Genomic DNA, 20,250 nt, shown 5'->3' with positions numbered 1-20,250 from the left:
GCCGAATGGCCGCAAAGGGCCGACTCCGGACTTCCGCTTCCGCGCCAATTGCCGTCATTCACCGCCCGAAGTAGAATGATGTTGCGGTTGACGTTACGCCACAAGGCGTCACCTCCGGGCAACGGCCATCTGACAGATATTCGATGCCACCGCACCTTCAGATACGGCCGCTTCCCGATTCATCAGAGACAGCCTTTGCTACTTCACTGATCAGAGACCGCAGCCAGCGATGAGCGGGATCGGCACGGTACCGGACATGCCAAGCTAGCTCCACAGGGAACGTTCCGAAATTAGCGGGCGCGGGCAGAACCTTGACCCGTGGATCGCGAGCGAGGCGCTGGCAGATGAGACGCGGCAGCGTCGCACAGTAGTCTGTGACGGCTACCATCTCCGGAACCGCCAGGAAGTGCGTGACCGAAACAGCGACTTCCCGGTGCACGCCCTGCTGCTGCAGCGCCTGAAACAGACCGACGCGCATCCGACCGGGCGGCAGCACGTTGACATGCTTCAGGCTCTCGTACTGCTCCTTCGAGATGCTCTCGCCGATCTCGGGATGCTCCGTCCGCACCACGCAGGCCAAGCCGTCATCCATGAGATGCTGCACGATCATGTTGTCAGGCGGATCGACAATGCGGCCGAGCACCATCTCGGTGGTGCCCGAGATCGCCCCCGTCTCGACAAGATCGTTGCCGAAAGGGGTCAAGCGAAGCTTGATCCCAGGAGCGCGTGCCCGTAGCCGCGCCACGACCTCCGGCATCAGGACGAACTCGACATAGCTGTTGGGTGCGATGGTGAACTGTCGTGTGGCAAGAGACGGATCGAACTCCTGCTGACCAAGGATGGCGTCGTCCAGTCCCGCCAACGCGGCGCGAACAACAGGAGCAAGCTCTTCAGCCAACTGCGTCGGCCTCATGCCGTAGCGCTCGCGGATGAAGAGCGGGTCACGCAAAGTCTCGCGCAGACGGTTGAGCGCGTTGGAGAGAGCGGGCTGGGTCATACCGAGCCGCTCGGCGGCGCGGGTAACGTTGCGCTCGTCCATCAGCGCCAAGAAGATCGGCAGGAGGTTTAGATCGTACTTCATTCAGATATTTTGCTGAGAGCATAACTGAGATCAAGAAGATAAATTTCAGAAATGAGCTGCATGAGCGCATGATCAGTTCATCCGAACAGATGCAGTCGTGATCGCGAAAGGATCAAGCACATGAATATTTTGATGGTTCTCACCTCCCACGATGAACTTGGTGACACGGGGCGCAAGACGGGCTTCTGGTTGGAGGAGTTCGCTGCTCCGTACTACGCCTTCCTGGAAGCAGGAGCGAACGTTACCGTAGCGTCACCCAAGGGCGGACAGCCGCCGCTCGATCCCAAGAGTGACGAGCCAGACTTCCAAACTGAGCAGACGCGGCGCTTCCAGGCCGACCCCGCAGCGCAGTCCGTGCTTGCGTCGACGGTGCCGCTTGCCTCGGTGTCTCACGAAGACTTCGATGCTGTGTTCTACCCCGGTGGCCATGGTCCTCTTTGGGATTTGGCGGAAGATAAAGATTCCATTGCACTGATCGAGTCACTGTACCGGTCGGGGAAGCCGGTCGCACTCGTCTGCCACGCACCGGGCGTTCTGCGCCACGTAAAGGCAGAAGACGGGACGCCGCTGGTCAATAGCAAGAAGGTAACGGGCTTCAAGAACACGGAAGAAGATGGCGTGGGCCTGACGGACGTCGTGCCTTTCCTCGTCGAGGACATGTTGAAGCAGAACGGTGGCAGCTATTCCAGCGGTGACGACTGGTCTTCCTACGCGGTTCAAGACGGATTGCTGATCACGGGCCAGAACCCCGGCTCGTCCGTGGAAACTGCTGGACTTCTGATAAAGACCCTGGCGTCCGCCGCGAGTTCTTGAAGCTCCTGCCAGCGCTGGATTAGGGCTAGTCAATCACGCGCACTCACCCTCACTTGGAAGGCGGCGTCCGCGTGCTTGATATCAGTGGGCGGAAGATGAGCTGCCGCAGCCTCTCCGTCACTGACTGGAATGGGCCGGTAGCCGTCATGTCGCCGAGCGCCAACACCGGACATTGAGGTCTGGGATGACGTCGCAGTCGCCTTTCCGAGTGAACAAGGCGGCGTCGGCGTCAGAGACGGCGGTCAAAGGTTTAGTATTGATCAGACGCAATGACGGGATTGTCCTACCGGAGGATTATCAAACAGAACTTCTGAGAGATGCGATCATGTCTACCAGCTTTAATTCCTTCGCCACAACCGGACTGGTTGCGGCTCTCTCGCTTGCGGCAGTATCGGTGGATGCAATGGCATGTTCCCGCATACTCTCGAACACCAACGGTCAGGCGACGGTCGTCGCTCGAACCATGGACCTGAATCGCCCCGATCACGCCCAGATAGCAGTATTTCCGCGGGGAATGAGCCGGCTCTCGGACACAGGAGATGGCAAGCCGCTCAAATGGACCTCCAAGTATGGCAGCGTTGGGGTCGTTACCGGAGGCAAATCGACACCCGACGGCATGAATGAGAAAGGGCTTGTCGCCAACACGCTTTATCTAACCGACACCGAGTATGAGCCTGCCGATGATCGCCCGGGCCTGTCCAACCTCATATGGGCTCAGTACGTCCTCGACAATTTCAGTACCGTCAACGAAGCCCTGAAAGGGCTCGAGTCCGTCCGGATCGTATCTGAAGCCTTAGGCGGGACCGACTGGCCTATGCATCTTTCGATCTCGGACTCCGAAGGAGATTCGGCAGTCATTGAGTACGTCGACGGCAAGAAGGTGGTCCATCACGGCAAAGAATTCACCGTGATGACCAACGAACCCCCCTTGGAAATTCAGCTCGGAAACCTCAAGAATTATGAGGCCTTCGGCGGGACGAAGTCTTTGCCAGGCGACATCGATCCGGAGAGCCGTTTTGTGCGGGCCTCGGCGTTTCTGAAGACTTTGCCGCCAGCCGATAGCGTGCAGCAGGCGATAGCCGACGCCCAGGCGCTGGGACGCAGTGTGGCCGTGCCGCGCGGTGCCTTGGATACGTCCGGCAGTGAGGCTGTAGATGCCTGGCCGACTCTATGGTTCACGTTGGCGGACTCCACGAACAAAACCTACATCTTCCATTCTGCCGCTTCTCCCAATGTGTACTGGGTTGATCTGGAAGAGATCGACTTTGATGCCGCTGACCGCCAGAAAACGTTGGACGCCTACGACACTTCGCTTGTTGGCGATATCACCGAAAAGCTCATGAGAGCGGACTGAAGGCACTGCACGTCAGCACACGTCGCCTTGTTGGATGATCAGATGGTACCTGCGAGGCCTCCGAGCGAAGCATCGGCAGATATTTGGAGATTCAGAACGACCCCCTGAAAGGAAAGCGATAGCCTAATCCTCGGGCGTGTGGGTCGATGGCGATGAGTTCGTCGGTGCCGCCCGTCTTGATCTCTCTGTGAACGGCAACGGGGTAGTTTGCACGGTTGCAATCGTCGCGGAGGGCCGCGGCAAGGTATCGGGCGAGCCATGATGACCGCCATCGAGACACTGGCAATGGCTCACGAAGCAGTCAGGTTAGAAGCCCACACAGCGCCAAACGCGATGGGTATGTACTGCACGATTTGTTGGGAGATTATCGATGCACACTAGCCCAATCAATCACGGTAGAACTTTTGCAATGACCGCTTCGGGCGGATTTCAGACGTCAGCGGTTTGAACTTAGAAGTTAGCTTTCCGTGTTGGGTGTCCTAGCAGCCGACGGTCGGCTGCCGGCCCCGTTGCGGTCATTGACCGCGGGTCCCCAGCCAATTTGCTAGCCGCCTTCGAACGCGACGGATGGCCCAAGGAGGTGCGGCCGAGATCGCCCAACGTATTGAGAAGACGCCACTTTTCCGAGGGGGAGATGATCGCCAATTTAGATCGAAAAATCGTTCCAAAATGACTTGCCTAGCGACCTTGGATTCTCACATTATTTCAATAGCTTAGAAGAAAAGCCTTGAAACTCCCTCTGTTTTCCCATCGCGATCGACCGTGGATGCCGCCTTTGTGCCCTGGCTTTGGGTCTTAGTCAACCGGGCGGTCGAACGGCAATAATTTCCGCTCTCGAACCTCGGATTGAAGCGCGTAAGCTGAGAAGGCAGCGACAATAGCCGCTCCCGTTCCGACCGAATAGATCCGCAACGGGAGCGACTTTGGTACCGACATCGGTAAATGGTAACCCGCGCTTACGCGGCCTGTCTCTCCCCGAGATTTCCGGCTTCGACCAGGGCCGAGACGACCACGCCGGCGACCAGGGCCCAGAAGGGGGCGCTGATGCCGAGGAGCGAGACGTTCGACATGGCGGACGGCGAGCGCCACGAAGGCGCCGGTCTGGTTGCCGAGCGACTTGCCGAAGGCGTTCTGGAAGGCGGACAGCAGCACCCCGATCATGGCAAGACCTGCCACCGTGCCGATGAGAGCCGAGGGGAGGCTGAGCACAACGGGAACAGCTGCGCCAGCCACGAGGCCGAATGCGGCGAAGAGCACGCCGTTGACGACGGTTGCGGCATAGCGCCCTTCCTTATTCTCGCCGGCCTGTTCTGATGAGCATATCGCCGTCATAGGGCCGGCAATATTGGCATTGTGGCCGCCCAGAAGACCTGCCGCGATGCCACCGATGCCGGAAATGATAGTCATCGCATTGACCGGCGGCCGATAGCCTTCGGCCATTAGCACGCCGGTCGCCTGCGCATTCTCAGCTCCGATGACCAGAAGTGCAAACGGGACGGCTATCGCGAAGAAGGCATCGATGGTGAACACCGGCATCGTGAATTCAGGAGCGGCGAAGGCGATGTTGGCGGCGCCGGCGCCGACGGCTCCCGTCGCGAACGCTGCGATCAAGCCTGCGACGAGAGCGGCGAGTACGGGCGGAATGGTCTTGGTCACGCGCATCGATACGAAGAAGGCGAGGATGGCGGCGCCAGCAATTAACGGCGCTGTACCAAGCGCGGTGACTATCCTGTCCCAAGGATTCGATCTGCCGCCCGGCCGGTACCGTCCACACGATCGCCGCGTCCGTCGAGGGACCAGCTCTTAGTCGCACATTTGCAGTCGTGTATAGACGCTCGGGAGATTGGAGCGGCTTCCGGATCACAGGCGCTGTTTACGGTGACGCTGCCGGGGTGACCGGTGGCGGCGGAGGAGGCCTCCGGATAGGAGAAGCCGGTACCTGCGGTCGGTTTAAGCTCGGATTGGACTGTGGCGGCCGCGTTTGCTGTTTATCATCGTTCGAGCCAAGCCACGCCAAGCATAGAATGCCTGCAACCACCCAGCCGAGCTTTCCGCCTTTGGCCATCCTCCAGCCCCCCGAAGGATGATGCCACGACCTACGAAAGAGTCGAGGCTCCAATACAACGTCGCTGCAATCGGTAAGAGACGGCCCGGCCCCGGAGACACCGCCGTGCCGTTACGGCAGGCAATGCCAACCTTCACTTTACCGTCCCGTCCGGCCTTGCTGCTTTACCGCGGTCTGGGTCCGCTCTCTCCTCCTCTGGCGTCCGCGAGGTATCCACGCTTTCTTTGAACCGCTGGTGCCCGTCGTTTCCGATGAAAGGCTTATCAGCGTCTTTTACCGTTCTCTCTGTCACTGCACCGTCTCCTTCCACGCCCTCCAACTCGCAAAGCCGGAAAAAGGTGCATCACGATTTCAGATGCGGCGGTTCGCAACATTGGGTGCGCCTCGAGCTGTCCGGGTTATCGCCGGCGATAAGGAACGTCTCTGCCCTTGGGAGCTTCGCTTAGGTCGTGTTTGTCCCGGCCCATCTCCCCCACGCGGAACTTCTCTGGACGGCCTCAGGTTACCGACCTTCGGTAGAACGATCGGGAGAACATCGTGAGCACGACCGCCAGGCCACTAGACGCGCCCTCCACTTTATCCTCCACCTTCCATTGGTCCGGCCACGCGCTCGGCTTTGCGCTCGGGGGCTTCTTTGATGGCATTCTGCTGCACCAGGTGCTGCAGTGGCATCATTTGTTGAGTGGCCTCCAGGAGGCAGGGAAGGATATCCGCTTCTTGATCATGACAGACGGGCTGTTCCACGTGCTCATGTATGTGATCGCCGCAGTCGGCCTTTGGCTCCTTTGGCGAAGCCGAGGGCAGTTTGCTTTGCGCGGCGCCGATCGTTCGCTGCTTGCCGATGCCCTGATAGGCTTCGGAGCATGGCATGTCCTTGACAGCCTTCTCTCGCATTGGATCCTCGGCATTCACCGGATCCGTATGGATGCCGAGAACCCGCTCTTTTGGGACTTGCTCTGGCTTGCCCTCTTTGGAGTTCTGCCCGCAGCGGTCGGTTTGATGCTGCGTCGGAGGGATACGGGCTTTGAGAAAAGCCGCGGCTTCCATTCCCACACGGCTCTGGTTGCGGCGATCCTCATCGCCGGCCCCTTGGCTGCGCTTCCGGCACCGGATGACGGCACGGCGATAGTGGTGTTCCGCCCTGGCGTATCACCCGCCGAAGCAATGGCCGGACTGGCAGCAGCCAACGGCCGCCTCTTGTGGTCGGATGCCGGCGGAACGGTGTGGGCCGTGGATCTCTCCGAGGGCGGCGATGTGAGCAGGTTCTACGCCTATGGTGCCCTTCTTGTCAGCAACTCCATCCTGCCAGTCGGCTGTCTCAACTGGACGGAGACCTAAGCCTAGGGCCACGGAAGCACCGCGCTCGCCTAGCGATCGGGCCACCACGAAGCGGAGGCTCGATCGGAACAAGCGCGTTCGTCGGCTGTTGGGTCGATCTCACGAAAAGGAGATCACCATGAAACAGCTTCTTGCCACCGCGTTCATCACTCTGATGGCCACATCCGCATTCGCGCAGTCGGCGGCCGAATCCACCGGGCTGAATTCCGTGACGGGGACGCCTCCCAAGACCGAAGACTTTGTGTTGGAAGCCGCCTCGGGCGATATGTTCGAGATCGAATCCAGCAAGCTTGCCGCCGAGCGTGCCCAGGGCAATGTCAAGGCATTCGCCGAGCAGATGCTCGCAGATCATCAGAAGACCTCTGACGAACTCAAACAGTTGGTTACGAGCGGCAAGGTTCAGGCGACACTGCCGACCTCCATGACTGAGGAGCATCAGGAAACTCTGGAGGAACTGCGGGGTCTTCAGGGGGATGAATTCGTGGAGGCCTACGTGTCAGCTCAAGAAGACGTCCATGAAGATGCCGTGGACCTCTTCAAACGCTACGGAGAAGAGGGTGACAACGCGGAACTGAAGGCCTGGGCTGCCAAGACGGCACCCGCCCTTGAACACCATCTGCAAATGGTGGAGCAACTCAACGCCAACTAGGCGAGGAGAAAGAGAGCCTCACCCTCCAGGTGGGGCTCGACTGGTTGGCGGCGCGAAGCATCTAGATCGGGGAATTGCTACGGGCCATCCGTACGCATGAATTTCTTGTCTATCTCGGCTATGAGTTGGTCGGCCTTCTCGCCGGCGTTCAATCTGATCAGAGCGTCGAGCTTCGCTTCAGTCCTGTCGTTGCTCTCCTTGGAGGACGGGGAGCCGATGTAAAGGAAGTACGCCAGCCCCACGACCTGCCAAAGCAATTGCAGGAACTCCGACTGCCAGTTCTCAAACGTATCCCTGCTCATTTCGGCAAGGTAAGCCGCGAATTCCGGCGTACGCCCGTGGTCCATCTGCTCGTTCACGAATGCGAACCATCCAAAGATCCAGTGGCCGGCGAAGGAGAAAAGAAAGAAGCCCAGCGTGATCCAGGCATAAGCGTATCTTTTGAACATACGACCTCCCGAAGCCCCCTCCGTCGAGATAGTGCGCAGAAACTCCCCGTCTAGAAGGTGCTCTTGCGGCGCGTCGGCGAAAGATGTCGGTCACCGTCTTCTGCTGCCGCCCCGACGACAGGCGATGCGCCAACTGACGCGCCCGGATTAGAGCAAATAGATTGGGGCGACATCACGAGGTGGGCCGCCGGGATCATTGCCGGCGGCTTCCGTCTGGCTACCACGGGTAGGCTTCGTTGACCGAACCCGTGAAGCTACCCGTTGTGGGATCGCCGCTGAGAGCGACGCGGACCGCTTCGGCAGCACCTTGCTGGACGGTCTCGGTACCTTCGTAATTGTTCAGCGCAGTGCTGGTGAAGCCTGGGGTTACAGCATTCACCTTTATACCCTCGGCTTCCAAGTCGATGGCAAAAGCCACTGTAATGGCGTTGAGCGCTGTTTTCGAAGCGCCATACCCGGGGTTGAATGCAGCCCGATAAGGATTGGGAGTGGAGTTGATGGTCAGCGAGCCCAGGCTGCTCGATACGTTGACGACGCGTGCATCTTCAGACTTGCGCAGCAGGGGTAAGAAGGCCTGAGTAACGGAGAGGACGCCGAACACATTGGTCTCCCAAATCGTCCTTACCTCGTCTACCGAGATAAGGGTTGCTCGCGAGCGTTGAATATAGTTCTCCATCGTCTCCGTTGCCTCCCCGTTCGCCCGGGAAATCGCGGCATTGTTGATGAGGATGTCCAGACGACCAAACTGCTGTTCAACTTGCGCAACGGCGGCATCAATCGAAGCTGCGTCCGTCACGTCAATCTGGATGGGGTGAACGTCACCAGATATGTCTTGCGCGGCCGCCTTGCCGCGTTCGAGGCTGCGCGAGCCCAGCAGGACTGTGAGACCGTTGGCGGCGAGGTCCGTTGCGATCTGAAAGCCGATGCCTTGATTGGCGCCGGTGACGAGGGCGATGCGAGAGTTTGAGGCCATGATTGGATCCTGTTGTTATTGTGCCAACAGGAGATAGTGACAGGCTTCTGAACGTTCTATATTTAAACATCCACGAAAATTTCGCGAGAGTCCAGAATGGCAGACCCACTAGCGCAAATCGTCAGCTTGCTCCAACCGGGCGTGCCGTTCTCCAAATGCGTCACCGGCTCGGGCCCTTGGCGAGTGCGACGCACTCAGTCACCGAACCCCTATTACGCCGCGGTGCTCAGGGGAAGCCTCCGGTATTGGGATCACGAAAGCGGCGAAGTTGACGTAAATGCAGGTGACTTCATCCTCATCCCCTCCGCGCAGGATTTCATGATGTTCAGCGAGGTCCCGAGCAGCGACAGCGACATGGTGGTGGATCCCGTCATCCTGCCCGGAGGCGGATATCGCGTGGGCAGCGTCAGCGGTCCAATCGATATGCGGGCACTGGTCGGCTACTGCATCTTCCAGTCCCACGACGCCACCCTGCTATCCTCCCTGCTCCCAAAACTGGTCATTGTGCGTGGCGAACGACGCTTGGCCATGCTGATGGAATTGCTAGGTGAGGAGGTCATCGGGAATAAGCCAGGACGGGAGGTCGTGTTACAACATCTGCTTGAGGTCTTGCTGTTCGAGGCTTTGCGAACAACAGCCGAACCCGGCAGTTCGCCCGGCCTCCTGCGGGGCCTGTCGGACGAACGCCTGTCGATGGCGATAAGAGCCATGCATGCACGGCCGAACCGCAACTGGACCGTAGCCGAACTGGCCCGGGAGGCGGCCTTGTCACGATCGGGTTTCCATGAGCGGTTCCTAACCGTGGTCGGCATGGCCCCTATGGAATACCTTACATCTTGGCGGCTGGCTTTAGCGAAAGACCTGCTGCGCAAGCGAGAGGCCAGTGTGGGAGAAATCGCACGACAGGTGGGGTATGGCTCCGCTAGCGCTTTCAGTGTTGCATTTACTCGCGCCGTAGGGGTTTCGCCAGCACGCTACGCACGCGAAAGCGCTGACGCGTTCCCCGGTGTTGGGGCAGAGGAGTTTGAAGGGGCCATCGCCTGACCGAAGCGCCGGCAGTGGGGCCGACCTAACCGCCGCCCTGCAGAAGCAGGGTCGCTCGCCCAACAGAAACCTACGCCACCGGTTCTTGGTCCGTACCTGCTCAGCAGGAATGCCGGAAGAGCTTTGAGTGCCCGACCAATACGGCCACATCTGCGAGCTTGTCTGTGTCGACCAGGCCGCGCCTGTAAAATTTGAGAATGATACGAGCAACGAGTTCGCTCTCGATTGCGACCCCATCGGACGCCAAACGCTGGAGCGCGTCCCTCACAGCGACGCTCATTCGAGCTAGGTCTTCCGGAAAAAGGACGCCTGCAAATCGGGCGTCGGGTAGCTCAATGTTCATCGGGTTACTCCCAATGCTTGGGGCGAGAACTGCCAACATCCTAGCGTCAGCGCCCTCAAAGATGTGCCGAGCGATGCCTAATACTACCCTCACAAGATGTGATGTCGAGTCAAGTTCTGTGAACGAGCCCTCACGAGTGGATGAGCCTTCTCGTCTGCCCGCCCCGCCCGCCCTGGCCCGGGCCTTAGCGCTTCGGCTGGGTGCGCGGCTCGAATTATCCAGGAACCTTCGCAGCCTCCTCATGTTCGGCACCCCGTTCCCAACAAAAAGGAGACAAGCATGTTCTATACCGACGGCAAGCTGCAGTACCCGGTGCGTGTCGAGACCCCAGATCCGATGTTCGCACGTGCGCTCCAGCAGGCAATCGGCGGCGTCGAGGGCGAAATCCGCGTTGCCATGCAGTACTTCTTCCAGGCATGCGGCGCCCGCGGCAATCCCAAGTTCCGCGATCTGCTGATGAACACGGCAGCCGAGGAACTCGGCCATATCGAGATGCTGGCGACCGCCGTGGCCATGAACCTTGAAGGCGCGCCGCTGAGCCTGAAGGAGGAAGTCGCGGCCGACCCGGTCGGCGGCGCGGTACTAGGCGGGCTCAACCTGAAGAACCTCCTCTCGGCGGGGCTCTCAGCCATGCCGGTGGATTCCGATGGAGTTCCCTTCGACATGTCGCACATCTATGCGAGTGGCAACATCGCCGCGGATATGACCGCCAACGTCGCGGCGGAATCGACCGGGCGGGTGCTCGCCGTTCGCCTCTACAACATGACAAGCGATCCAGGCATGAAGGACATGCTCTCCTACCTCATCGCCCGCGACACCATGCACCAGAACCAGTGGATGGCGGCGCTGGAGGAGTTGGGCGGTGCAGGCAGCGTCTTCCCGATCCCGAACAGCTTCCCCCAGGAAGAGGAAAAGCAGGACTTCAGCTACGCCTTCCTCGGCTTCACCCTCGGCGACGAAAACCCGGCCCCCGGCCGCTGGGCGGAAGGAAATTCGATCGACGGAAAGGGCGAGTTCAAGGCAACGCCCATGGCGCCCCTCGGCGAAAAGCCGGTCCTCGGCCCGGCAAAGCCAAAGAGCGGCGCCCAGAAGGAACAGATGTAGGCAGCCAGACTGCGCGGGGGATGCGGACGTACGGCTCCGTCCGCGTCCCCAACTTGAATCCCCGGAGGGAGGGCTTCGCCAGGGAATGGCGGAAGGGAAAGAAGATCGATTGGTGTAGCTGACGCCACGTCGTTACTGCCAAACTTCGGAACCGACGCGACCGTCACAAGTTGAGCGGCCTCTGATACAGGAGCATCACATGCTACGCGTCCTTGTACCAACAATGCTGGCCCTTGCTTTGGGCGGATGCAGCGTCTCGCCGCTCGAACCAGTTCCCGGCAGCATCACTTATGGTGGCCAGCCAGCCACGCGCCTGACCAAGGCGCCGATCGGCAGCACAGTGACAAACCGATTCCGCGACCAGTTCGGTCAGGAGTGGGGTGAGCGATATATCATCCAGCCGGACCGCTCATTGAAACTGGTGAGCCGTCAGAGGATCGAGTATCCGAACGACTAATCGGATCTATCGAAACAGGGTCTGGCAAGCTGCGCCTGCGTCCCTTGTCAAGGCCAGGATGGTCAGGAAGTCACCCGCCAGCGGTGAAGGCGGTTTGTCGATATCAAGCACATCGGCACGACCTGCCTCCGTCGTTACGTACGCGCCCTGCCTGCCTGCTTTCTCGTTCAGTGCGAAAAAAACGCCGTCGATGTAGGCCAGGCGCGGGCCGGAGAGGCCAGTGCAGAAAAGCTGGATGTTCTGGATTGATGGATAGCGCTCCTTGATCGCAGCGGTCGTGGCGGCACCAAGCTCCGAAGACATGACATCGGTGAACCTCTCGAAGCGCCCGGGAGCGTAAGGGAAGCCGAAGCTCTCCACCTCGACAACTTCGGCCTTGGCCGCGCTTTGAAAGAGGAGGAGGCAAGCGGCCAGAGTAAATTTCGCGCGGGTTTTCCCCATTTGCAGTCCCTGTTAAGCGGACATCAGCCTACCGATAACTCACCCACAACAAAAAAGTCACCGCAGGTGATCTGCTATCGGGAAAAAATGAACAACTTGATGCTCAACCGATCGCCTCGCCTATCCCGCCCGATACCGCTGGATGCGAAGCTCTTCGCGAATCCTGTCCGTCTGGATCCCAAGTTCGACTTCCTCGAACGACACCTCTGGCTGCGTACCCGCGGATGACTCTTGAGCCAGTCTCTTCATTCGCCGGCTCCGGCCTCAACCCTCGTCAGTCGGAAGTAGTACCTACGGGGGTCATGCGTGACGACCATCATTCCGGCGATCTCGTGCTCGTTCACGCGACGAAAGTAATCGGCGATGGGCTGCCGGTCGTAGACCATTGCCGCGGTCATCACGCCGTCGTTCACCAACCTCCGCAAAGTCGCTGTCGTTCCTCGTGCGCGGACCCGGGGCTTGACGTGCGAGAACAGATTGCGTGCGGGGGTTGACCGGCCGAACGCAGCAAACCTGATTGCGAGCCTTATAGGGAAGAACTTGGGATCAATCGGAACCAGACGGCCGTGTTCTCCCTCGAACAGAAGGGCGTCTGCACGCAAATCGGTATTAAACCGCTTCCCGAACCAGTGCAGGTTCTCCAGCACCCCGTCGAGAGGATGTCCGGAGCGGTGACCGACGCCCTTCCAGATCCCTATCATCTCTTCTGGCCGCACTGGATCAAGTGAATGAAACCATCGAGCAACCTCGGCCTGCAAGGTCGCTTGCAGCGTGCTTTGCTTCACGTGCGGGCTCCTTCCGGACAATGACCTGCCTGATACAGTACCGACGTAGGCAAGGGAATTCGGTGGAATGACGGGCTCCTCGTTTTGTTCCTTCACTGACGAATGACTGGCAGACCGGCTTCTCTGCGACTGCCAGTACTGAATAGCCCCGAGTTTCGTAGAGGCCCTCGGGTCTATGTTTTCCGCACGCGCTCATAGAGCGAATGCTGGCTGACCCCGAGCCGCTGCGAAACCTCCGCTACGGGGTAGCCGCGCTCGGTGATCTAGAGCGTTTCGCCTTTTGACGGAACCACCCTGCATTGGCAAAATAGTTTTCGCACTCGGCCGGCTGGATAGTCTCGACCAGCCTGCCGATATGCCGCCAGTGTCGTCGCTGGTTCGCAGCCGCGCTCACCCTACGGCCACGTCGTTGGTTCACCTGATAGTAGCCGAAGCCGTCCTGACGATCTCCGTTATAGTCGGCACTGCGTTCGTAGCCCGCGCTCTCCGCCGCAGAGATGAACGCTTCGGCGATTAGCGGGCGTTCCTTGACTTCAGTGACTGGCAGCGGACCACCTCGCGCACGCAAAGACGAAGCGGGGCACCGCCGCGATGGCGGCCCTGATGGTGACGCTCGTGCGCGACCACGGGCTTGAGTACCTCTTGGCAGCGACCGTTCTTGAAGGCATCTGCAGATCGTCGCGGGCTTGCGGAAGCTCGCCTACCTGATGCGCTTCGTGTCTAAATCGGTGATGACCGGCTTCGTCAACGAGCTGGCCATCCTGATCTTCATGGCGCAACTGCCGGAGCTGACGAATGTCCCCCGGGACAGCGTCATACTGATCACCGGAGACGGGAAGCTGGTGCCTCTGTGCCTCGCGCTGGATCATGCCCTTAATCATTGCGCACGACGCCCGCCGGGTATACTGTCAAGTCTTCGGTAGCCATTGTACGGGCGCTGCCGCTTCAGGGCCATCCCCTGGCCCCAATGAAAGGAGGACACCATGTCTTCCTACCTCCGACTAGAACGAAACCTCGTCAGCGTTAGCGGCTTTGGCTATCGCGAGAACATCCTGTCAGGCATAGCAGTCTCCTCTGAAACTGCCCCTGCGACACTCGCCTTGCGATGCCGGATGATACGCTTGGAGCCTCAGATGCTGTTCCAACCTCTGCCAATCGTCGCAGGACTGCGCGACGCGTCCTCTCTTAGTGGCGGTGGAGCGGGAACGACAAATCCCTAACCGTGATTCAAATGCATACTCCGTGCGTACGGATGGTTTGCGGTTTACCCATCTATTCAACAGAAAGAATTACCATGGCCAAAGGCCAACTAAGAAGCAATCGCGAGGCTCGCAAGCCGAAGAAGGAAAAGGGTCTGGCGGTAACACCCCCGGCTTTTGGCAGTCAGGTTAAAGGTGCCAGCGATTCGCTGAGCCTCGGCAAGAAACAGAAATAGACTTCCGCTGATGAATATTGCCGTCCGTCAATCGTCGAGGCCGACCGACCTCGATGCCTCCGCCTGGATGAAGACGCTGTCTCGATATCGGCAGCCTCAAGTGCGCCGTAGCACCTTCGAGCTACTTGTCACAGCCTTCCCTTTCGCCATCTTGTGGGTGCTTGCTTACTTCTGCATCACTCATAAAGTCTGGCTCGGCCTCATTCTTGTGGTTCCGGCCGCATCAGCCTTCCTGTTGCGGCTGTTCACAATCCAGCACGATTGCGGACACGGGTCCTTCTTTGCTCGTCGGAGCCTGGACGACTGGACTGGACGCGTTCTCGGCGTCTTGACCCTCACGCCCTACGACTACTGGCGTCGCGCCCACGCCATCCATCATGCCTCGGCTGGGAACCTGGACGAACGCGGGATTGGCGACATCACAACGCTTACGGTAGCGGAATATCGTGCGCTGTCGCGCTTGCGCCGACTAGCTTACCGACTTTACCGGCACCCACTGGTGATGTTCGGGATCGGGCCAATATGGGTCTTCCTCTTGAAGCAACGACTACCATTCGGGATGATGCGCTCTGGCGCACTGCCTTGGGTCTCAACCATGGCGACCAATCTCGCCGTCGCTCTTCTTGTCATCATATCGGCATGGGCCATCGGAATCGGGCCCTTCCTGGCAACCCACCTCCCAATCGTGCTGCTGGCAGGGGCGGCAGGCGTCTGGCTGTTTTACGTCCAGCATCAGTTTGAGGACACGCACTGGGCGAAGGATGACAATTGGCATTTCCCCGGCGCAGCCCTTCACGGCGCTTCGCATTATGATCTGCCGCTGGTGTTGAGATGGCTTACAGGCAACATCGGGATTCACCACGTGCACCACTTATCAAGCCGCATTCCTTTCTACAGGCTACCCGAGGTCCTACACCAACACCCGGAACTCGCCGCCATTGGACGGGTAAGCCTTAGGGATAGCCTGCGCTGTGTGAGGCTTGTTCTATGGGACGAGGAACGCGCAAGGCTAGTTCGTTTTCGTGACATCCGCGGACGCCGAGCCTGACAGGCATCGACAGCGCCGGTCGAAGGAAGCTGCCCGTTAGCCTGCGCCTGGTCGTTCAGGTGAGGAAGTGCATTGCTGTGAGGACGCCGCGTGGCACGAGTTATACCGCTGGCTCTAGCAGTACACGTTCGCTATGGGCCGAGAGCAGTCATGCAGCAGCGACATTGCCAGAGGCCTACCTCAGCGATCGTGGTTTTGGGGTTCCCCGACGAACGCGCTGGGCGTGGTTCCCGTCACTTGTCTGAACGCGCAGGAAAACGCGGCGGTGCTGGAGAAGCCTGTGTCATTCGCCACATTAGCAATCGCCTTCCCTTGGGCAAGTTTCTCCATGGCTCGCACGATCCGCGCTCGTTGCCTCCAAGCCTTAATCGTCATTCCTGTTTCCCGGGGGAACAGTCGGCTTGCGGTACGAATGGACGTTGCGGCTCGCGATGCAATCTCGGCGAGGTCCATGAGATTGCGATGATCGCCCAGAGCAATTTCGGCGACCCGCTTTGCCACAGGATGTTTGGGTAAGGGAAGGTAGGTTGGTGCATCTGACACGGCGCACAGTTCCAGGAGTATCAACCGCACCACGAGCTCCGCCTTGTCCGCCCGAGTATCATCGTCAACGGCCGCAGCCAGCAGGGAGTGCATCAAAGGGGTGACCCTCGATGCGAAAGCATGATCAGGAAAGCCTGCAGGCGTCCATTCTGCGATTGCTGATGCCTGCCAATGCACCATCCAGAGTTCGGCGTCCGTTATGATATCCAGGCGATGCGGAACACCTGCCGGAACCCACGCCGCACGCTGAGGAGGCACCAGCCAGACCCCTTCCTCCGTATGGAGTTGGATCATGCCTGACGCAGCAAAGGTCAGCTGCGCTTCAGTGTGGGTGTGCAACGGTAAGGCGGAACCACTTGGCTTCGCAACACGGCGAGCAGCAAAAGGTTGTTGCATGAGAAATGGCCTGTCGGCGATGCAGGTTGGCGTCACATCGAACAACTACTTCTATACCGTGAATTGGATCAAGGTTTGGGAGAATTCCAATGAGAGCCGCGGTAATTCGCGAATATGGATCCAACGATGTTGTGGACATTTCTGATGTTGACGCACCAGTGCCTGGGGCTGGCGAGGTTCTGATAAGAGTCCATGCCGCAGGCGTTAATCCAATTGACTGGAAAATTCGTGGTGGCATGGGGCAGCGCATGGGGATGACCCTGCCGATCCTCCTTGGAGGGGAGCTCGTCGGCACGATCGAAGCGGTCGGCACTGACGTCAATAGCGTGCAGCCAGGTGACACTGTTTTCGGGATGGTTCACACCGGTGCGTTTGCAGAATATGCAATCGCAAAAGCAGCGAACGTTGTGCATGTACCCGCCAATATGGACCCCATCCAAGCGGCGGCGTTTCCGCTGGCGGGTTCAACGGCATGGCAGGCGCTTTTCGATGAAGGTGAACTATCTGCCGGGCAACGTCTCCTGGTGACCAATAGCTCGGGCGGCGTGGGTTCGTTGGCCGTGCAGTTCGCGAAGGCCAAAGGAGCCCATGTCACCGCGGTAGCCTCGGGCCGCAACGAGCAGTTCGTGCGTGATCTCGGTGCTGACGATTTCGTTGACTACACGAGTCAACCCTTCGAAGACGCGGTAGGTGACATTGATCTCGTGTTAGATACGATGGGCGGCGAGACATTCCAGCGAGCCTTCAAGACACTGAAGAAGGGTGGACGCATAGTTACCGTGGTGGCCTTTCCCAACAACGAAGCCGAGCGCTTCGGGGTCAGCGTGAAGCGATCCTTTACCGTGCCCAGCGGACCTAACCTGAGGTCGATCAAGGAACTGGCTGAAGCTGGCAAGGTCGTGGCACATGTCGACAATGTCCTGCCTTTGGCCGAGATCAGACAAGCGCTCGCACTTTCTGAAGCTGGTCGCGCACGGGGCAAGATCGTTCTCGCCATTGCTGACTGACTTGTGTGTTCTTGAGGCTCTACTCTGCTGATGACCGCCTTGGGTCGCTTGGGTCCCAGAAGCTTCCGTAACGGAGACATCAGGTTTACGAACTATAAGAGGCGAACCGACATGCCCCATCAACAATCATGGGGCTACCGGTAATGAACTGAGACCGATCCGAGAGCAGGAAGTGCGGCTTGAGCATTTTCCAATGCCGACGCCATTCTTCTCATCAGGTGGAGGTCAGACACGAATTTCAAGGCTTCTGGGTCGCCTTCTCCACCCGCAGGGGTAACCGTCCCTCCAGGCAACAGCGCGTTGATCCGAAGTCGCTCGCTGGCGTGGCCAGCAGCAAGCGATTGGTGCAAGCCGTCACAAGCTTGCTTCCCACGCCTGATACTCGCGAAACCGTGCCCGCAGATCGACAACTCGTGGGAGCATACAGGGCGTACTCCGGCGTTCACGTTTGGTGGTTCATCGGCACCTCGCCGTTATTCAGAAAGGCAGCGCTACGTAGTCCCACGAGGTGGGAGGCGGTTGTAGTCGCTCTTCATGCTTCAGGCGGACTATCCGTGTGCGCACGGCCAGCTTCCCACGGGAGACGGCAGAAGAGATCGTCACGCCGAAAGGATGTTCTCACGATAGCCAAAGCCGCTAACGCTGACGAGGTTCTTGATAAATCGGGGGTCGGAAGACATCTCGTCCTCCTTTCGTTGGGGCTAGGGGACGCCCCTGAAGCGGCAGCGCCCGATCCGTGGCTACGATTGCCCGAAGCCGCTGCGGTCTTGGACGACGGAGGCCAGCTTTCCGGCTGCGATCGGACGAGGCCTCAAACTTGTGGTTGACTTTCCGATAGAAATCACTATTTTGAGTTTACCGATCTTTTTCTCGCTGAGCTTTGGTTATTGCGCGATTGGCACCGCGCCCTGAACGAACCTTTCCTTTAAAAACATCGCTGCACTCCCCAGGATGTCACCGACTTTCTGGCCGATCACTTATGCTAAGAAAGGGTTCATCATGACCACTGGCACAGTTAAATGGTTCAATTCCACCAAGGGTTTCGGCTTCATCCAGCCTGACAACGGCGGCGCTGACGCGTTCGTGCACATCTCGGCTGTCGAGCGTGCCGGAATGCGAGACATCGTCGAAGGACAGAAGCTCAACTACGATCTCGAGCGCGACAACAAGTCGGGCAAGATGTCGGCCTGCAATATTCAGTCCGCCTGATATCGGTATCTGCTCTCCCTTGACCACGGATGTACTGGCACTGTCGAGAGCGTGAACCAACCAAGGCCGGGCTAACTGCCCGGCCTTTTCTTTTTGGACCGTTGCGACGGCCAAGCCTGAAAGGCAACTCCATGACACAGACGTTCAGCAAGCCCCGTCAGCGGGCGGAAAGCGCCTTCAACAAAATCCAAAGCCAGTTCTTCGCGAAAGCCCGCGCGGCGGAAGAGGAGGATTTCGTCAAGCAGGCACGCGAGGCAAAAACCCTGCGCCTGCGTGAGGCCCGACTGGCCAAGGACGAGGACGACCGCGTCAACGCAGCCTCAGCTCTGATCCGGACGCGCTTAGAGGGCCGGACAATTCAGCAAGGCCTGTTCGCCTTAAGCCCGGGAGGCAACCAACATGATCACTAGAATACTTCGTGCCGCTGAAAGCCTCTTCAAGCGTAGCCTCAATGAACAAGGCTTAGATGCCGCAAAGCTCCAAGACATTCGCGGCAAGCTGGCTCTTCGCAAACGAGAAGCACGAATGGCCGAGCGGCGGCATCGCTTTGCGAGCCGTCAAGTAGATACACCCGATGGGTCTGCATCATGATCAGCGGCTCGCAGCGCACGCCCTCAGGCACACCAGCGATCGACCAGAGCCACCGGCTCCATTTCAACTACAGGGATGGCGCGAGCTTCTATCCGTGCCGGAGCAAACACAAAGGGAGCAGACATCGCTATCGGCGTTTTGAGACTGTAGCTGAGGCTCTGCGCTTTGCTATCGAAGAACTCCCAGTCGCACTCCTTCGGGGCTCTGTTCTGGAAGTCGATGAAGCAAGGTTCGACGGGGCGCAGATGCAGGCCATGTACGATGCCGACGCCTATCCCCTGATCCGGCACGAAATCACACGACCACCACGATGATGGGCGTACCTGGCGGCTTGTCCGCTCACCGTAGAGCCGAAAATGGAGCGCACGATGACACTTAGCTTTCCTAACATAAGCCGAAGCTTCGATAACGCCAGGAACGTCATTCGCTTTACGGGTTATGACGGGATGTTCGAGGTGAGGTTCTTCGTCGAAACTGGCGCTTTCTCGACCACGCGTTTGTCGGAACACGATTATTTGCGTGCATTTGACGTCGCTCGGTCAAAAATACAGCAGACCGCAATGAAGATCTACGACGGGAAGCGCGGCATGAGCTACACGCTGACGGCTACCGATCTACGCTAACTCCAGCAAAGCAAAGTCGCCCCAGGAGACAATCATGAACATCAAGACAAGCGTCAGGAAGGTCAGCTTCCAGAACGCGTTCCTTTTGCCGGGAATGGAACAATCGCATCCGCCTGGTGAATTCGATGTTCAAATTGTCGAGGAGCCTCTTGATGTAATGTGGGAAGGCTATCACCGCACGCTCACGATCATGTTGACGTCGGGTGCATTCACCAGAGCCTTCGCGGTCACAGAGACCGCTCTCGATGAGGCGCTTGCCAATGATCAGCAAGCGCGGTCGTCGGCCTCATAGCTCGAGCGGCTCCAATCGTCCTGAGGAACCAGTTTCATGAACAACCTTCAGCAGTTCTCTTCCAGCCCGAATGGGGACCGATGGTACCTTTTCACCGATGAAGCGACTCAACAAGCCTGTCAATCGGCGCGGAATATTGACCCCTTATCGGCGTCCAATATTGACCCCTCCTACAGACGATCAGCGCTTGGCCTGCCCGGCGCTGGCCGG

At 59.0% G+C, this 20,250-nt stretch carries 20 protein-coding genes and 2 pseudogenes; 14 read left to right on the top strand and 8 right to left on the bottom strand.

Annotated features, from left to right (window positions below; all coding sequences use genetic code 11):
- Positions 1-157: 157 nt before the first annotated feature.
- Positions 158-1,081, bottom strand: a complete 924-nt coding sequence (locus ACWGPT_RS14105) for a LysR family transcriptional regulator (RefSeq protein WP_452606246.1) — start codon at positions 1,079-1,081, stop codon at positions 158-160.
- 120 nt (positions 1,082-1,201) lie between these two features.
- Between ACWGPT_RS14105 and ACWGPT_RS14100 the strand changes: the two genes are divergently transcribed.
- Together ACWGPT_RS14100 and ACWGPT_RS14095 are read left to right on the top strand one after the other, a co-directional pair.
- Positions 1,202-1,894 carry a type 1 glutamine amidotransferase domain-containing protein gene (locus tag ACWGPT_RS14100; protein WP_452606245.1) on the top strand — a complete coding sequence of 231 codons (693 nt, stop codon included), beginning with the start codon at positions 1,202-1,204 and terminating at the stop codon, positions 1,892-1,894.
- A 325-nt stretch (positions 1,895-2,219) separates the two neighbouring features.
- Positions 2,220-3,248, top strand: coding sequence for a linear amide C-N hydrolase (locus ACWGPT_RS14095; RefSeq protein WP_452606244.1), 1,029 nt, complete (start codon positions 2,220-2,222; stop codon positions 3,246-3,248).
- A gap of 795 nt (positions 3,249-4,043) precedes the next feature.
- Here ACWGPT_RS14095 and ACWGPT_RS14090 read toward each other — a convergent pair.
- The gene (locus ACWGPT_RS14090) at positions 4,044-4,931 is read right to left on the bottom strand and encodes a benzoate/H(+) symporter BenE family transporter (protein WP_452606414.1); all 888 of its coding nucleotides are present in this window, start codon (positions 4,929-4,931) and stop codon (positions 4,044-4,046) included.
- 919 nt (positions 4,932-5,850) lie between these two features.
- On the opposite strand from ACWGPT_RS14090, the gene ACWGPT_RS14085 reads away from it, so the two are divergent.
- The gene (locus ACWGPT_RS14085) at positions 5,851-6,651 is read left to right on the top strand and encodes a DUF2243 domain-containing protein (RefSeq protein ID WP_452606243.1); all 801 of its coding nucleotides are present in this window, start codon (positions 5,851-5,853) and stop codon (positions 6,649-6,651) included.
- Between the two features lie 118 nt (positions 6,652-6,769).
- Positions 6,770-7,300, top strand: coding sequence for a DUF4142 domain-containing protein (locus ACWGPT_RS14080; RefSeq protein ID WP_452606242.1), 531 nt, complete (start codon positions 6,770-6,772; stop codon positions 7,298-7,300).
- A gap of 77 nt (positions 7,301-7,377) precedes the next feature.
- Here ACWGPT_RS14080 and ACWGPT_RS14075 read toward each other — a convergent pair whose 3' ends face one another.
- Positions 7,378-7,749, bottom strand: coding sequence for a DUF6766 family protein (locus ACWGPT_RS14075; protein WP_452606241.1), 372 nt, complete (start codon positions 7,747-7,749; stop codon positions 7,378-7,380).
- 217 nt (positions 7,750-7,966) lie between these two features.
- Positions 7,967-8,722 (bottom strand): SDR family NAD(P)-dependent oxidoreductase, encoded by a 756-nt coding sequence (locus ACWGPT_RS14070; protein ID WP_452606240.1) that lies wholly within the window; start codon positions 8,720-8,722, stop codon positions 7,967-7,969.
- Between the two features lie 96 nt (positions 8,723-8,818).
- On the opposite strand from ACWGPT_RS14070, the gene ACWGPT_RS14065 reads away from it, so the two are divergent.
- The 3 genes from ACWGPT_RS14065 (at position 8,819) to ACWGPT_RS14055 (ending at position 11,670) form a co-directional block, all read left to right on the top strand.
- Positions 8,819-9,766 carry an AraC family transcriptional regulator gene (locus ACWGPT_RS14065; RefSeq protein ID WP_452606239.1) on the top strand — a complete coding sequence of 316 codons (948 nt, stop codon included), beginning with the start codon at positions 8,819-8,821 and terminating at the stop codon, positions 9,764-9,766.
- 622 nt (positions 9,767-10,388) lie between these two features.
- Positions 10,389-11,213 (top strand): manganese catalase family protein, encoded by an 825-nt coding sequence (locus ACWGPT_RS14060; protein ID WP_452606238.1) that lies wholly within the window; start codon positions 10,389-10,391, stop codon positions 11,211-11,213.
- A gap of 199 nt (positions 11,214-11,412) precedes the next feature.
- Complete coding sequence (locus tag ACWGPT_RS14055; protein WP_452606237.1) at positions 11,413-11,670, top strand: hypothetical protein; 258 nt, start codon at positions 11,413-11,415, stop codon at positions 11,668-11,670.
- 6 nt (positions 11,671-11,676) lie between these two features.
- Here ACWGPT_RS14055 and ACWGPT_RS14050 read toward each other — a convergent pair whose 3' ends face one another.
- The 3 genes and pseudogenes from ACWGPT_RS14050 to ACWGPT_RS14040 all read right to left on the bottom strand — a co-directional run.
- Complete coding sequence (locus ACWGPT_RS14050) at positions 11,677-12,111, bottom strand: hypothetical protein (protein ID WP_452606236.1); 435 nt, start codon at positions 12,109-12,111, stop codon at positions 11,677-11,679.
- Positions 12,112-12,356: 245 nt separating this feature from the next.
- The gene (locus ACWGPT_RS14045) at positions 12,357-12,896 is read right to left on the bottom strand and encodes a GXWXG domain-containing protein (RefSeq protein WP_452606235.1); all 540 of its coding nucleotides are present in this window, start codon (positions 12,894-12,896) and stop codon (positions 12,357-12,359) included.
- 382 nt (positions 12,897-13,278) lie between these two features.
- Positions 13,279-13,464: pseudogene (locus tag ACWGPT_RS14040) on the bottom strand (GMC family oxidoreductase N-terminal domain-containing protein); the annotation flags it as partial.
- Between the two features lie 14 nt (positions 13,465-13,478).
- Between ACWGPT_RS14040 and ACWGPT_RS14035 the strand changes: the two are divergent.
- A pseudogene (locus ACWGPT_RS14035) lies at positions 13,479-13,720 on the top strand (SulP family inorganic anion transporter); the annotation flags it as partial.
- Positions 13,721-14,341: 621 nt separating this feature from the next.
- Complete coding sequence (locus tag ACWGPT_RS14030; RefSeq protein WP_452606234.1) at positions 14,342-15,379, top strand: fatty acid desaturase; 1,038 nt, start codon at positions 14,342-14,344, stop codon at positions 15,377-15,379.
- A gap of 180 nt (positions 15,380-15,559) precedes the next feature.
- Here ACWGPT_RS14030 and ACWGPT_RS14025 read toward each other — a convergent pair whose 3' ends face one another.
- Positions 15,560-16,354: an AraC family transcriptional regulator gene (locus tag ACWGPT_RS14025; RefSeq protein WP_452606413.1), complete on the bottom strand. Its 795-nt coding sequence runs from the start codon at positions 16,352-16,354 to the stop codon at positions 15,560-15,562.
- A gap of 53 nt (positions 16,355-16,407) precedes the next feature.
- Here ACWGPT_RS14025 and ACWGPT_RS14020 point away from each other — a divergent pair, with 53 nt between their 5' ends.
- The 5 genes from ACWGPT_RS14020 to ACWGPT_RS14000 all read left to right on the top strand — a co-directional run bounded on the left by ACWGPT_RS14020 (position 16,408) and on the right by ACWGPT_RS14000 (position 20,040).
- Positions 16,408-17,325: an NADP-dependent oxidoreductase gene (locus ACWGPT_RS14020; protein WP_452606233.1), complete on the top strand. Its 918-nt coding sequence runs from the start codon at positions 16,408-16,410 to the stop codon at positions 17,323-17,325.
- Positions 17,326-18,324: 999 nt separating this feature from the next.
- Positions 18,325-18,534, top strand: a complete 210-nt coding sequence (locus tag ACWGPT_RS14015) for a cold-shock protein (RefSeq protein ID WP_452606232.1) — start codon at positions 18,325-18,327, stop codon at positions 18,532-18,534.
- Positions 18,535-18,665: 131 nt separating this feature from the next.
- Positions 18,666-18,944 carry a hypothetical protein gene (locus ACWGPT_RS14010; protein WP_452606231.1) on the top strand — a complete coding sequence of 93 codons (279 nt, stop codon included), beginning with the start codon at positions 18,666-18,668 and terminating at the stop codon, positions 18,942-18,944.
- A 549-nt stretch (positions 18,945-19,493) separates the two neighbouring features.
- On the top strand, positions 19,494-19,748 hold the full coding sequence (locus tag ACWGPT_RS14005) for a DUF1488 domain-containing protein (protein ID WP_452606412.1): 255 nt from the start codon (positions 19,494-19,496) through the stop codon (positions 19,746-19,748).
- 34 nt (positions 19,749-19,782) lie between these two features.
- Positions 19,783-20,040 carry a hypothetical protein gene (locus ACWGPT_RS14000; RefSeq protein WP_452606230.1) on the top strand — a complete coding sequence of 86 codons (258 nt, stop codon included), beginning with the start codon at positions 19,783-19,785 and terminating at the stop codon, positions 20,038-20,040.
- Positions 20,041-20,250: the final 210 nt, after the last annotated feature.

This window comes from Pseudorhizobium sp. NPDC055634 (assembly GCF_053618655.1).
This window is presented reverse-complemented; position numbering and strand designations above follow the sequence as displayed.

Excerpts from the sequence above, each read along its gene's own strand:
- ACWGPT_RS14105 (WP_452606246.1), bottom strand. The coding sequence starts at position 1,081 with ATGAAGTACGATCTAAACCTCCTGCCGATCTTCTTGGCGCTGATGGAC.
- ACWGPT_RS14100 (WP_452606245.1), top strand. The coding sequence starts at position 1,202 with ATGAATATTTTGATGGTTCTCACCTCCCACGATGAACTTGGTGACACG.
- ACWGPT_RS14095 (WP_452606244.1), top strand. The coding sequence starts at position 2,220 with ATGTCTACCAGCTTTAATTCCTTCGCCACAACCGGACTGGTTGCGGCT.
- ACWGPT_RS14080 (WP_452606242.1), top strand. The coding sequence starts at position 6,770 with ATGAAACAGCTTCTTGCCACCGCGTTCATCACTCTGATGGCCACATCC.
- ACWGPT_RS14075 (WP_452606241.1), bottom strand. The coding sequence starts at position 7,749 with ATGTTCAAAAGATACGCTTATGCCTGGATCACGCTGGGCTTCTTTCTT.
- ACWGPT_RS14070 (WP_452606240.1), bottom strand. The coding sequence starts at position 8,722 with ATGGCCTCAAACTCTCGCATCGCCCTCGTCACCGGCGCCAATCAAGGC.
- ACWGPT_RS14065 (WP_452606239.1), top strand. The coding sequence starts at position 8,819 with ATGGCAGACCCACTAGCGCAAATCGTCAGCTTGCTCCAACCGGGCGTG.
- ACWGPT_RS14060 (WP_452606238.1), top strand. The coding sequence starts at position 10,389 with ATGTTCTATACCGACGGCAAGCTGCAGTACCCGGTGCGTGTCGAGACC.
- ACWGPT_RS14055 (WP_452606237.1), top strand. The coding sequence starts at position 11,413 with ATGCTACGCGTCCTTGTACCAACAATGCTGGCCCTTGCTTTGGGCGGA.
- ACWGPT_RS14050 (WP_452606236.1), bottom strand. The coding sequence starts at position 12,111 with ATGGGGAAAACCCGCGCGAAATTTACTCTGGCCGCTTGCCTCCTCCTC.
- ACWGPT_RS14030 (WP_452606234.1), top strand. The coding sequence starts at position 14,342 with ATGAATATTGCCGTCCGTCAATCGTCGAGGCCGACCGACCTCGATGCC.
- ACWGPT_RS14020 (WP_452606233.1), top strand. The coding sequence starts at position 16,408 with ATGAGAGCCGCGGTAATTCGCGAATATGGATCCAACGATGTTGTGGAC.
- ACWGPT_RS14015 (WP_452606232.1), top strand. The coding sequence starts at position 18,325 with ATGACCACTGGCACAGTTAAATGGTTCAATTCCACCAAGGGTTTCGGC.
- ACWGPT_RS14010 (WP_452606231.1), top strand. The coding sequence starts at position 18,666 with ATGACACAGACGTTCAGCAAGCCCCGTCAGCGGGCGGAAAGCGCCTTC.
- ACWGPT_RS14005 (WP_452606412.1), top strand. The coding sequence starts at position 19,494 with ATGACACTTAGCTTTCCTAACATAAGCCGAAGCTTCGATAACGCCAGG.
- ACWGPT_RS14000 (WP_452606230.1), top strand. The coding sequence starts at position 19,783 with ATGAACATCAAGACAAGCGTCAGGAAGGTCAGCTTCCAGAACGCGTTC.